10 protein-coding genes and 1 tRNA gene are annotated in these 12,920 nt (G+C 67.6%); 5 read left to right on the top strand and 6 right to left on the bottom strand.

Annotation, left to right across the window (positions count from 1 at the left end; all coding sequences use genetic code 11):
* Nucleotides 1-5 precede the first annotated feature (5 nt).
* The 5 genes from BM228_RS05970 to BM228_RS05950 all read left to right on the top strand — a co-directional run bounded on the left by BM228_RS05970 (nucleotide 6) and on the right by BM228_RS05950 (nucleotide 4,631).
* Entirely contained in the window at nucleotides 6-1,382 is a 1,377-nt protein-coding gene (locus BM228_RS05970) for an NAD(P)H-dependent oxidoreductase (protein ID WP_092038103.1), read from the top strand.
* Between the two features lie 112 nt (nucleotides 1,383-1,494).
* Nucleotides 1,495-1,896 carry a P1 family peptidase gene (locus tag BM228_RS05965; RefSeq protein WP_244537034.1) on the top strand — a complete coding sequence of 134 codons (402 nt, stop codon included), beginning with the start codon at nucleotides 1,495-1,497 and terminating at the stop codon, nucleotides 1,894-1,896.
* A 127-nt stretch (nucleotides 1,897-2,023) separates the two neighbouring features.
* Nucleotides 2,024-2,695, top strand: coding sequence for a TadE/TadG family type IV pilus assembly protein (locus BM228_RS05960; protein ID WP_092038101.1), 672 nt, complete (start codon nucleotides 2,024-2,026; stop codon nucleotides 2,693-2,695).
* A gap of 11 nt (nucleotides 2,696-2,706) precedes the next feature.
* Entirely contained in the window at nucleotides 2,707-3,315 is a 609-nt protein-coding gene (locus BM228_RS05955; protein ID WP_092038099.1) for a TadE/TadG family type IV pilus assembly protein, read from the top strand.
* Nucleotides 3,300-4,631, top strand: coding sequence for a TadE/TadG family type IV pilus assembly protein (locus BM228_RS05950; RefSeq protein ID WP_244537033.1), 1,332 nt, complete (start codon nucleotides 3,300-3,302; stop codon nucleotides 4,629-4,631). Before BM228_RS05955 ends, BM228_RS05950 begins: the two co-directional genes overlap by 16 nt.
* Before the next feature lie 9 nt (nucleotides 4,632-4,640).
* Here the strand turns inward: BM228_RS05950 and rsgA are convergent, their stop codons facing one another.
* From rsgA to BM228_RS05920, 6 genes are all read right to left on the bottom strand, one after another.
* On the bottom strand, nucleotides 4,641-5,675 hold the full coding sequence (gene rsgA / locus BM228_RS05945; RefSeq protein ID WP_092038098.1) for a ribosome small subunit-dependent GTPase A: 1,035 nt from the start codon (nucleotides 5,673-5,675) through the stop codon (nucleotides 4,641-4,643).
* Nucleotides 5,676-6,161: 486 nt separating this feature from the next.
* A complete protein-coding gene (locus BM228_RS05940) occupies nucleotides 6,162-9,167 on the bottom strand; it encodes a PAS domain-containing protein (RefSeq protein ID WP_092038096.1) in 3,006 nt (1,001 codons plus the stop codon).
* Between the two features lie 425 nt (nucleotides 9,168-9,592).
* Nucleotides 9,593-10,111, bottom strand: a complete 519-nt coding sequence (gene msrA / locus BM228_RS05935) for a peptide-methionine (S)-S-oxide reductase MsrA (RefSeq protein WP_092038094.1) — start codon at nucleotides 10,109-10,111, stop codon at nucleotides 9,593-9,595.
* Nucleotides 10,112-10,371: 260 nt separating this feature from the next.
* Nucleotides 10,372-11,448 carry a catalase family protein gene (locus tag BM228_RS05930; RefSeq protein WP_092038092.1) on the bottom strand — a complete coding sequence of 359 codons (1,077 nt, stop codon included), beginning with the start codon at nucleotides 11,446-11,448 and terminating at the stop codon, nucleotides 10,372-10,374.
* Nucleotides 11,449-11,919: 471 nt separating this feature from the next.
* Nucleotides 11,920-11,996, bottom strand: a tRNA-Arg gene (locus BM228_RS05925).
* A gap of 115 nt (nucleotides 11,997-12,111) precedes the next feature.
* A complete protein-coding gene (locus tag BM228_RS05920) occupies nucleotides 12,112-12,852 on the bottom strand; it encodes a nucleotidyltransferase family protein (protein ID WP_092038090.1) in 741 nt (246 codons plus the stop codon).
* Between the last annotated feature and the right edge of the window lie 68 nt (nucleotides 12,853-12,920).

Raw genomic sequence — 12,920 nt, 5'->3', positions numbered from 1 at the left:
GTGCCATGTCGATGTTCGCCAAGCTGCAGCGCCGCGCCAGCGCGGGGAACCCGGTCCGCGTCGGCCTGATCGGCGCCGGCAAGTTCGGCTCTATGTACCTGTCGCAGGCGCCCCGGACGCCGGGCATCCACCTCACCGCCCTGGCCGACCTCTCGCCGGATCGCGCCCGCCAGGCGCTGCGGCGGGTGGGCTGGGACGAGGCCCGCTTCGCGGCCCCGACCCTGGAGGAGGCCGCACGGACCGGCGCGACCTGCGTCACCGACGATGCCGACGCCCTGATCGCCAGCCCGTTCGTGGACATCGTCATCGACGCCACCGGCAGCCCGGCCGCCGGCATCCACCACGCCCTCAAGGCCTGCGCGCACGCCAAGCACATCATCATGGTCAACGTCGAGGCCGACGTGCTCGCCGGCCCGCTCCTGGCCCGCCGGGCCGCGGAGGCCGGGGTGATCTACTCCATGGCTTCCGGCGACCAGCCGGCGCTCATCGCCGAGCTGGTCGACTGGGCGCGCACCATCGGCCTGGAGGTGATCTGCGCCGGCAAGGGCACGAAGTACCTGCCGGCCTATCACGCCTCCACCCCCGACACGGTCTGGGGCCATTACGGCTTCAGCGACGAGCAGGTCGCGGGCGGCGACTTCAACCCGCAGATGTTCAACTCCTTCCTGGACGGCACCAAGTCGGCCCTGGAGATGGCCGCGGTGGCCAATGCCTGCGACCTGACCCCGCCGCGCGACGGTCTGGCCTTCCCGGCCTGCGGGGTCGACGACCTGCCCACGCTCCTGCGGCCGGTGGCGGATGGCGGCATCCTGACCGAGCGCGGCACCGTCGAGGTGGTCTCTTCTTTGGAGCGGGACGGGCGCCCGGTCTTCCGGGACCTGCGCTGGGGCGTCTTCGCGGTGTTCGCGGCGCCGAGCCGCTACGTGCAGGAGTGCTTCGCGCAATACGGGCTGAAGACCGACGCCAGCGGCCGCTACGCCGCCACCTACAAGCCCTACCACCTGATCGGCCTCGAACTCGGGATCTCGGTCGCCTCCATCGCGGTGCGCGGCGAGGCGACGGGCGCGACGGGCGCCTGGCGCGGCGACGTGGCGGCCACCGCCAAGCGCGCCCTGAAGGCCGGTGAGCGGCTCGACGGCGAGGGTGGCTTCACGGTCTACGGCAAGCTGATGCCGACGGCCGAGTCCCTGGCGCAGGACGCCCTGCCGATCGGCTTGGCGCACAACCTCGTGCTGACCCACGACGTCCCGGCCGGCCGCGCAGTCCGCTGGAGCGACGTGGCCTACGACGCCGACCACCCGGCCATCCGCGTCCGCCGCGAGATGGAGGCGCTGTTCCGCGTCGAGCTGGGCCTCGGCTCACCCGCGCAGAAGGTCGCCTGACCGACCAGCGGCGCCCGACCGCTTCCCGGCGGTCGGGCCTCCGTGAAACGGGGTCGGCCCAGGACAACAGGCTACTCCACCCTCGCCGAGGAGCCCGTGCAGAGGGGGCGCGGTGGTGCGCCCGCATGGCGGCGATGTGGTCCGCGACCGGGTGCCGTCCGTCACGGTCCTGAACGGGTTCGGCAAATCGGTCGGGCTGACCAACACGTTCAGCGTCTCGGCGGTGGCCGCCGCGCAGATCCGGGCCCCGATCGCCACCAATCCCGGCATGGACCGCGTGCTTTCGACGGTCGATCCGCTCGTCTTTGCATGCAACGACGGCCCCCTCAACGACATCCGGCGCATGGCGGTGGCGGGGGCGCCGTGGCGGACGGCTCGATCGGTGCCGATCGCGGCGTGTCGTGCTTCGGGCTGGAGGGCTGCCCCGGCACCTCTGTCGCTATCGAATTGCCCCTTTGAGAGGGCATTTAGGCCTTTTGTCTTGATATCGATTGGTAACCAGGCGCCAGATTGACGCCATCGTCTGGTAATCACGCCGATTCCGGCAACGGATTGGCAAGGCCCACGCCGTCAGTATGGCGGGGCCGTCACACGATGGCTCCCGGCTTGGGGATCTCGGGCCTTCACGCGACGCACGGACCATGTGGATCGGCCTTCAGGGGGAGAGCGAGATCGGTCGTGCAACGACCGCGCGCGCATCCCGCACCGTCCGCCGTTCGATCCTGCGCGCGCTTCATGCCTTACCCCGTCACCAGGGCGGCGCCTCGGCAGTCGAGTTCGCCCTCGTCGCGCTGCCGTTTCTAGCGCTGTCCGGCGCCATCTTGGAGGCCGGCGTCACCTATTTCGCGCAGGAGATCCTCCAGCAGGCGGTGACCGACGCAGGCCGCCAAATCTACACGGGTCAATTCCAGACGGCCAATACAAGCATCACCGACACGACGACCCTGCTCAACAATTTCCGCACGGCCATGTGCTACCCCGGAGGCCGGGCACGCATCACGGTTTTTCCCTGCGCCAACGTGCGGGTCAGCATCACGAAGGCTGCGAGCTTTGGCTCGGCCACCCCCGTGCAGGCGACAGCCACGAACGCGACGACGGGCATTTCGGACTGGAATACGAATTTCCCGTCCTACACCTGCGCGCGGGCCGGCGACGTCGTCGTCGTTCAGGCGGCCATCGATGTACCGGTCTATTTCCCTCTGCTGGGGGCTGCCTACGCGACGCTGCCGAACCGGCGGCGCCTGATCCAAGCCGCGACCGTCTTCCAAGTCGAGCCATTCAACTCGACCGCCGCTTGCCCGTCCAGCTCCTGAGCAACCCCCCGATGGTCTTGTCCGCACAGCGACTGGCGCGCTTCCGGCGCGACGCAGGCGGCGTCGCAGCCATCGAGTTCGCGATGATCCTGCCGCTGCTCATCACGCTTTACTTCGGGCTGACGGAACTCGTGCGTGCCATCGACACGGGAAGAAAGACCACCCTGTATGCGCGCACCATCGCCGACCTCTCGGGGCGCGCGACCAACGGCAGTCCGACGACGACCGACATGGCCGCAATCGTCAATGCCGCCGGTTCGATCATGCGCCCCTATCCGACGTCCAACTTACAGGTCGCCATCCATGCCATGGGTGTCGAAAGCATTTCCGGCTCGCTCTACGGCGGCATCTGCTCGAGTTACCCGCAAAACGCCCGCCCGGTCCTCACGCTCAACGGCAACAGCGGTCTGCCGGCCACGCCTGCGACCTTTCAATACGACGGCGCCCGTTATGTTTTAGCTGAGGTCACCGTGTCCTACGCGCCGATCATTGGCTCGAAGCTTTATCAAACGATCTTTGGGGCCAGAGGGCTGGTGTTCAGCCGCCAGATCTCGTGGGCGCAACGCCTCGACAAGGGCGAGGTGGTGATGCCGGGAGGATCGAAGTGCCCGACCTACTGAGCGCGTGGCGAACCCGGCGCGACGCGACAGCGCGCCCGGAGCGAAAGGGCTTCCTTCAACATCTCGCGCGGCGTTTCTCGAAGGCGCGAAGCGGGCAGGTGGCGATCATCTTCGCCTTGATGGTCGTTCCAATGCTTTATGCTGCGGGTTCAGCCGTCGATTATGGTCGGCGCAATGCCGCCAAAGCTCAGCTCGACGCAGCGGTCGATGCTGCCGTCCTCGGCGTCATCACGCAGAAGACGAACGTCATGACCTCCGACATGCTCGCCAGCGCGCGCACGCAGTTCATGGCGGATGCCGCAAAGCTGGGAGGCGTCACGATCACCTCGTTCGTCGCCCTTCCATTGCCGGGCGTCACCCAAGTCGGACTGACAGCGAGCTACACGGCGACCGTGCGCACGACGCTCGGCAGCATGATGAACGTCACGACGATGAATATTTCAGGGCAATCGGGCAGCGTTCGAAATGTTGCACAGTACATAGATTTTTACTTGCTGCTGGACAACTCGCCATCCATGGGACTGGCGGCGACCGCAACCGATATCTCCAACATGCAACGCGTGGCGGGCGGCTGCGCTTTCGCCTGCCATCTCCTCAACAGTAACGGCACTGAAAACACGAACGATAACTATAATATCGCCAAGCGTAACAACATAAAGCTTCGCATCCAGGTTCTTCGCGACTCTGTGTCCAACCTCGTCGATTCCGCGAAATCGAGCATGAACCTGACGCAGCAATTCCGAATGGAGATGTGGACCTTCAGCGACATACAAACGCGACTGATCCAGCTGACGCCCTCCCTTGATCAAGTAAAAACCGCCTCCAATCAGATCGACCTGGCTTATTCTTATCAGGACCAGCGCGACAGTCAGACCGCCTATGAGCGTGCGATCGCCAAGATGACGACCACGATCCCGGCCAGCGGCAATGGCGTGACCGCGCAGACGCCGATACGGTTTCTGTTTTTTGTGACGGACGGCGTGCAGGATACGCCCATCGACGGCACGATGAGCAATCAAAATGCCGGCTTCAAAATCAACAATAATCGCTTCATCAGCGCCATCAGCCCGTCTACGTGTCAGGCAATGAAAAACAACAACATCAAGATCGGCATCATATACACTCAATATCTGCCACTATATAATAATGATTTTTACAACGCCAACGTCAAACCATTCGAGAACAACATAGGTCCGATGCTGAAAAGCTGCGCCACGGACGGCTTGTATTTCCCCGTCACAACGGACGGCGACATCAATCAAGCGATGCAACAGCTGTTCAGCGCAGCGCTCGCCTCTGTGCGGATCACGAATTGATGGAGACGCCTATCGGCCGGCCTTTTGACGACCGCGCGGCCCGGAGGAAACCGGGGTGTTGTCGCGGTTCTCGGTGAGCAGCTTGCGCCATCGGGTCAGCCGCTCCGGATCCAGCCGGCCGTCGGCAACGGCGGCCCGCACGGCGCAGCCGGGTTCGTGGGCATGCGTGCAGTCGCGGAACCGGCACGCGGGCGCGAGCTCGGTGATCTCGGCGAACAGGGTCGCGATGCCGTCGGCCGCGTCGCTGACCTGAAGCGTTCGCATCCCGGGCGTGTCGATGACCCAGCCGCCGCCGGCGATGGCGTGCAGCGAGCGCGCCGTCGTGGTGTGGCGTCCTTTCGCGTCGTGCTCGCGGATGCTTCCGGTCTCCTGGGCGCCCTCCTGATCCAAGCCGGTCAGAGTGTTCACCAGAGTCGATTTGCCGACACCCGAGGAGCCGACCAGGGCGACGGTCTGCCCGACGCCGCACCACGGCGACAAGACACTTGCAGCCTCCGGGAGACGGGGATTGACGGTCACGACCGCCAGACCGCGCTGCAGCTCGGCAGCCTGGCGCTGGTAGGTTTGCACATCGGCCGCGGTGTCCGCCTTGGTGAGCAGGATCACCGGATGTGCGCCGCCCTGGTTGGCCAGAGCCAGATAGCGCTCGAGCCGAGCCGGATTGAAATCCGCGTTGCAGGATGTGACGACGAACAGCGTATCGACATTGGCCGCGGCCGCCTGCGGCGTCCGGCTGCCTTCGGTGCGGCGCTCCAGGACCGACTTGCGGTTCAGGCGGCGGTGCAGGGTCTGAGTCCGAGGATCGACCAGCACCCAATCGCCCACCGCGAAATCGCCGGTGTTGGTGTGAACCGGGAGCGTCAGCTTGACCGGTCCGGTGAGCGAAAGAGCGGTCAGGCGGGAGCGGTGGACGGTGGCGATCCGCATGCGAGCGAGATCGGTCTCGTGGCGCTCCAGCTGGTCGTCGAAGAAGCTGGACCAGCCGAGGCTGTCAGGCGGCACGGGATGGAGGCAGACGGAATGATCAGTCACCGACCAAGCCATGACACGGCCCCCCGCTCATAGCCAGCGTCCAAATCGTGGCCTTACAAGCGCAGCAAGGACGCGTTTGCCTGGGCGATCCCCTGCCGCCGCAGAGTCAAGGATTGCAAGCGCCACTGTGGTTCAAGGGGCCATCCGAAAGCCCTGAGCGCCGAGGAGCGGCGTCTTCCCAGCTCGGCGAGATGCCTAGGGAGCGGTAGGCCCCCGACCGTCGTGCCCCGGGCGTTCCAGCTTGGGGGCCGGGTCGGGACAAGGGACATGGGAACGGAAACCGAGGCGCTACGGCTGCGGCAACGGAACGACAGGCACGTGCATGCGCCGAGCGGCGACGGGCGGACCTCGGCTACCGGGACCGACCTGCTGCTGACGGCGGCGGAGACGACCCGAACCCGGCCGACATCGCCAAGGTCCGCGACGCCATCGCCGCGGATCGCGCCATGGTCGTGGAGATCCTGAACGACCACCGCGACGGACGGCGAAAACCGATGATCAGGCCGCCGCCTCGTCGCGATGGTCCTGCATGGCGCGGAGGGGCGCTTCCAGGTGGCAGACGAGGCCGGTCGGGGCGTAGGTGAGCCGGACTTGCCCGCCCACCTCCGCGGCGAAGCTGCGCTCGATCAGGCGCGAGCCGAAGCCCCGGCGGGTCGGCGGCGCGAGGATCGGCGGGCCGCCCTGCTCCGACCAGGTCAGGCAGAAGCGTGAGGTGCCATCCGCGTGCACGACGTGCCAGCACAGGTCCACGGCGCCGGATTCGTTCGCGAGCGCTCCGTACTTCGTCGCGTTGGTGGCGAGTTCGTGCAGGGCGAGCGCCAGCGACAGCGCGGATTTGGCCGCCAAGGGAACGTTCGGGCCGCTCACGCGGATGCGGTGCGGGGCGACGCCGCGATGCACCGCCAGCGCCCCGTCCACCACCTCTTGGATGGGAGCCTCGGTCCAGCTCGACGCGGTGAGGATATCGTGGGCGCGTCCCAGCGAGATCAGGCGGGACGCGAACGCCTCGCGCATGGCGTCGACATCGGTGGCGCCGCGCAGGGTCTGGCTGGCGATGGCCTGGACGAGGGCCAGGGTGTTCTTGACCCGGTGCTGAAGCTCGCCGGTGAGCAGGCGCTGGTGCTCCTCGGCCCGCTTGCGCGCCGTGATGTCGAGCATGGCGCCGATCATGCGGATGGCCCGGCCGTCGCCGGCGCGGATGACGTAGCCGCGATCGAGGATGCTGGCGTAGGCGCCGTCCGCCCGCTGGAAGCGGTATTCGTTGCTCCAGACGAGGCCGGTGCCGTCGATGACCGCATGGATCGAGGCGTCGATGCGCGCCCGGTCGTCGGGGTGGATATGGGCGATCCACCAATCGCCGGTGGGTTCGATGGCGTCCGGCCCATAGCCGTGGGCGGTCTGGAGGGCTTCGTTCCATAGGATCTGGTTCGTCGTGAGGTTCCAGTCCCAGATCGCGTCGTTGGTGGCGCGCGAGGCCAGCCGGTAGCGCTCCTCGGTCTCGCGCAGGGTCTGCTCCGCCTTCCGGCTCTCGGTGACGTCGCGCGCTGTGCCGATGAGGCGCACCGGTCGGCCGCCCTCGAACAGCGTCTGGCCCTTGGCCGAGACCCAGCGCTCGACACCCTCCTCGGGGACGACAACGCGGTACGTGATGTCGTAGGCGCCCTTGCCGGCCGGATCGAGCGCGGCCTGGACCGCCTCATCCGCCCTGGCCCGATCGTCCGGGTGCAGGCGGGCCAGGTAGACGTCGAGGTTGACGGGCGCGTCCGGTCCCAGGCCGAAGAAGGCGCGGGTGCGCAGGTCCCATTCCAGCACGTCGGCGACGAGGTCGTAATCGAAGATGCCGGTCCCGGTCGCCTCGACGGCGAGGCGCAGCTGCTCGCGCGCCTTGCGCAGGTCCTCTTCGATCTGCCTGCGGTCATGGATATCGGTGTTGCTGCCGAGCCAGCCCGTGACGGCACCCCCGGCCTCGCGCATCGGCTCGGCGCGGATCAGGTACCACCGATATTGCCCGTCATAGCGGCGCAGGCGCGCCTCGGTGTCGTAGACGGTCTCCCGCGCGCGGGCCTCGTCCCAGGCGCGCAGTAGGCCGTCCAAGTCGTCCGGGTGGATGGCTTCGGCCCAACCGGAGGGCAGCGCCTGCTCCGGCGTCTGTCCGGTGTAGACGAACCAGCGGTCGTTAAGGTAGCTGACGCCGCCATCGGGCGTACCGAACCAGATGATCGCCGGGGCGAGCTCGGTCAGGGCCTCGAAGCGGCGCTCGGCGACCTTGCGCTCGTGGATGTCGAGCGACGTCCCGATCCAGCTCTGGACGGTCCCGTCCGCGTCCAAGATCGGCTTCGCCCGGGACAGGAACCAGCGGTATTCACCGTCCGCGCGCCGAAGCGGGAACTCAATCTCGTAGGACCGTCCCGAGGTCGCCGCCGCGAGCCAAGCCTGCCGCGTGGACTCGCGGTAATCGGGATGGATGACGGACATCCAGCTGGCCTCTCCGGTCACGCCGGGCGGCAAGCCCGTGTAATCGTACCAATAGGCGTTGCAGTAGGTGACGTTGCCCGCGGCATCGCCGAACCACACGACCTGGGGGCTGACCTCGACCAGCGAGCGGTAGCGCATCTCGCTCGCCTGCAGGGCCGCCTCGGTCGCGCGCTGCGCGGTGCGATCGCGCAGGATCTTGAGGAAGCCGATGACGTCGCCGTCATCCGCCTTCAGGGGCATCAGTTCTCCGGAGGCCCAGAAGCGGCTGCCGTCCTTACGCAGGTGCCAGCGCTCGTCGGGGGCGCTCCCGTTCTCCAGCGCGAGCGCCATCTCGGTTTCCGGCCGCGCGCCGGCACGGTCCTCCGGCGTGAAGAACAGCGCTGCCGAGTGGCCCAGCATCTCCGCCTCACTCCAGCCGAGCACGTTCTCGGCGCCCGCATTCCAGCGCGTGACGTTGCCCCGGGCGTCGGTCGCGATGATCGCGTAGTCGGTCGCGCTGTCGAGGATGCGCTCGTGCAGCAGGCGCTGCTCGGCCTGCTCCCGCAGCGCGCGGCGCAGCTCCATCTGCACCATGGTCTGCCGGGCCAGGCGCATCAGCCCCTTGCGCTGCCGCTCGGTCAGCTCGTGCGGCTTCGTGTCGAGAACGCAGACCGTGCCGACGGGATGGCCGTCAGGCGTCTTGAGCAGGGCCCCGGCGTAGAAGCGCAAACCGGGATCGCCGACGACGAGCGGGTTTCCGATGAACCGCGGATCGCGCGCGGCGTCCTGGATGTAGAGAAAATCTTCCTGCAGCAGGGCTTGGCGGCAGAAGGACGATTCAAGGGGCGTCTCGCGCACGCCCAGGCCGACCTCCGCCTTGAAGAACTGACGGCCGTCGCCGATCAGGTTGACCACGCCGATCGGTGCTTCGCAGAGCTCCGCCGCAGCCTCCGCGATCTCGTCGAAGTCGCTCTCGCGCGGCGTGTCGAGCAGGCGGTAGCTCTCCAGCGCCCGGAGGCGAGCCGTCTCGCTCGGTGGGGTCGAACGCATCGTGAGATCACACTCGGGGCTGGCGGATCGGTCCATCGCGCACGGTTACGTCGGAAGGCCCGAAGGCCTTGGAGACGTCGCCCCACTCCATGCTTGGCGACGCCGGGTCGTCACCCGACGAAGGATACGGGAAAGCTGCTCGACCGAATCAGGCTCGCGCAGGAGATCGAGGCCGCCCCGGGTCGATATGTGGCTTAGAGCCGTTTCCGATCGCGTTGCAATCGGACGTCGGCACCGCGGGTCGGTCGCCGACGTGCCGGCCGATCTCTCGGGCCAGGGCGACGCCGTCCATGGGGACCGGAATCAGCTATCGACGGCCTCGCCCATCATCGGCATCCACGCGATCACCGCGCGGGCCGGAGCTTCGTCACGGTCGAGCAGGCGCCGGCCGCGAACGACGTCGCGCCGGCGCCGGCGATCGATGCTCAGGCGTCCTGCGTGGCCGGGGACCTGGCCGGCAACGTCCAGTTCGGCCTGATGAAGTGGCAGGTATAGCCGTCCGGCCGACGCTCCAGGTAGTCCTGATGCTCCGGCTCGGCCTCCCAGAACGGCCCCGCCGGCGCCACCTCGGTCACCACCTTGCCCGGCCAGAGCCCCGACGCGTCGACATCGGCGATGGTTTCCTCCGCGACCCGGCGCTGCGCATCGTCGAGATAGTAGATGGCCGACCGATAGCTCAGGCCCCGGTCGTTGCCCTGGCGGTTCGGCGTCGTGGGGTCGTGGATCTGGAAGAAGAACTCCAGGATGAGCCGGAAGCTCGTCTTCGCCGGGTCGTAGACGATCTCGATCGCCTCGGCATGGGTGCCGTGGTTGCGGTAGGTCGCGTTCGGCACGTCGCCGCCGGTGTAGCCGACGCGGGTGGTGAGCACGCCCTTCTGGCGCCGGATCAGGTCCTGCATGCCCCAGAAGCAGCCGCCCGCCAGCACCGCTCTCTCTTCGCTCATCGTGCTTCCTCCGTAGGACCGAAGCGTCCCGTCATCTCCCTTAGATGGGAACTCCGATGGCGCTTCGCCCCTCCCGGGGGCGAAGCGCCCGCCGGAATTTCTCGCGCTTCCTGAGCCGGCGCCCCTTCAGCGGGCCTCGCCGGTTGCGCAGGCGAAGGCGTTGGGCAGCACCCTGCCGCTGTCCGCCTGAACCCGCGACGCGCCACGCAAGACAATGGCGACGGCCGCCGCCACGATCGGATGGCGTATGCCGGCCTCCTTTAGCGCCCGGCGCCGGGCTCGTGGATCGGACAGCCGTTGAAGCGCTGGCGGAACTCGGCCGAGTGCCGGTAGGGCGCGTTTCGGGCGCGGTTGATGTTGCCCAGCGGCCGATGGGCGGCGAGCCCGGTCCAGACGCTGAAGCGCATCTCCTCATCCACGGTGCGGACGCGGGACTCGTCCCAGCTGTCCTGCGGGCGGACGGTGATGAGGCCGACCCGCTGGAACGGCGCCTCGTCCTCGCTCCATTCGATGGTCGGGTCCTCGACGGGCTGGCGCTCAAGGTCGCGGCAGAGCTGGACCCGGAATTCCCACACGCCCTCGATCCCCGTCATCTCGGAGCGCACCGTCTCGCGGATCGCGTTCGGTCGGCCGGAGGCGTCGATCTCGGTGCCGGTGAGCGCGGTCAGCCCCGGGGCGACCGGCGCGATCGAGAATTTGGCGATGTGGTCGCCGTACCGGAACGGGGTGACGCTGTAATAGGTCTCGCCGAGGGGATCGACATTCGGCGCGCCACCGAGCGAGCCGAGGGTCGGACTCTCGATGCCCACGGCCGTCAGCGCCTTGTTGACGCCGCGCAGCACCGTGGAGGCGGCGACCTTCAGGCCCTCGACCCGGTCGGTGGTGCCGGCGAGCAGCTTGAGGCTGCCCAGGAACTTCTGGGCGTTCGGGGCCTGGAAGACCTTGCCGTTAACCATAATGAAGTTCTGGGTCGTGCCCTCGGCCTCGGGCAGGCGCTCGCCCTCGACATCCAAAACCTTCAGCGCGAGGCCCCGGGGCAGCGAGACCGCGTCGGGCAGGATGTCGCCGGCATTGGTCGACAGCCGCATGTAGACCTTGTGCGCACCGGGCTTGGCGAACAGCCCCTGGGCCAGTTCCGGCGGCAGGTCCGGATCGATCCGAAGGACGCCTTCGAGGATGCCGTGCGCCTTGGCGTGGACGGAACGGACGGCATGGCCGGAATCCTCGGCAACCGTCTTGAGGATGGTGTCGAAGGTCTCGTTCAGTCCTGCGATGGTCTTACCCTCGTCGGGCTGCACGTGCTCGACATCGGGGCTGTAGCGGACAGGTGCTTGCAAGGTCAGGGACTCCGGCGCGATTCGGTTTCCAAGCGAACAACGCTGGCCGCCCCCCGTTCCGGCCTGCAAACCGTTCAATTGTCCGTGAACAGTTTACGGGGAACGCTGTGATGGGCGGTGATTGGCCCCCGACGCCATCGACCTGATGGACACGTTTGGCCTCGGGACCGTCATGGTCGCCGGTCATGATCGAGATTCAACGACGCCGTTCCGACAGTGCCAGTGGAACCACTGTTTCCGAGTGACCAAGCGCGGCCGAGGATCTGTGCGGACCGATCCCAGAGATGCCACCGCATCATGTGGAAGAACTGGGCCCGGCTGGTACGACGCAACGAACTTCGATGCCGCATGATAGAGGGCATACGTTCAAGTATCGCTCGCGCGATCGGCAGCCATCACCGGATGGTTGCGCTGCTACCCCACAGCGTTACGCGGGTGCATTCGGCGAATTGTGGAATGACAGCTAAGTGATGGCGCGCCCGAAAGGATTCGAACCTCTGACCCCCAGATTCGTAGTCTGGTGCTCTATCCAGCTGAGCTACGGGCGCCTGTCACGGCGGCGGGGGCTTGGCCCGCCGGTGTGAAGGGGCTTCTAGAGGCTCGGATCGGGCTTGGCAAGACTGTTTGGCGAGACCGATTACGCCGAATGCGGAGCGGGCGGCGCTACGGGGTCCGGGCGCTCGCGCGGACGCGCTCCTCGGCCGCTCGGATCGCCTCCGGGGTGCCGACATGGAGCCACTGGCCGTCGAGGCGCATGCCGGACAGGCGGCCGGTGGCGATCGCCCGGTCGAACAGGAGGTTGAGCGAGAAGGCGCCGTCCGGCGTGTCGGCGAAGAGGCCGGGCTGCAGGATCGCCACGCCCGCGTAGATGAACGGGGCGACCTCGCGCTCGCCGCGGCGCTCCAGGCGGCCGTCCGCATCCATGACGAAATCTCCTGCGCCGTCGTAGCCCAGGCTGGTGGCGGTGGGGGCGACCAGCAGGAGGGCGTCCATGCGCTCCGGGTCCCAGGCGTCGATCAGCCGGCGCAGATTGGGCGCCGGGCCTTCGAGCCAGAACGAATCCGAGTTCAGCACCACGAAGGGCGCGTCGCCGATGAGGGGCAGCGCCTTGCGGATGCCGCCGCCGGTCTCCAGCAGCGCGGCCCGTTCGTCCGAGACCTGGATGGCGGGCCCGCCCGTCCGGCGGGCGAGGTGCCCCTCGATCAGGTCGGGCAGGTAATGGACGTTGACGATGGCCGTCTCGATCCCGGCCTCGGCGGCCCGGTCGAGGGCGTGGTCGAGGAGCGCCTTGCCGGCCACCTCGACCAGGGGCTTCGGCACCGTGGCGGTCACGGGCCGCATGCGCTTGCCGAGGCCCGCGGCCAGCACGAACGCACGGGTGACGGCGGGGGCGGGCTCGCTCATGCGGGAATCCGGATCAGGCGTTGCAAGTCATGGTTTCAAAAGGCATGGTTTCAAAAGGTCTTGGACCT

Source organism: Methylobacterium pseudosasicola (genome assembly GCF_900114535.1).
Taxonomy (GTDB): domain Bacteria; phylum Pseudomonadota; class Alphaproteobacteria; order Rhizobiales; family Beijerinckiaceae; genus Methylobacterium; species Methylobacterium pseudosasicola.
This window is presented reverse-complemented; position numbering and strand designations above follow the sequence as displayed.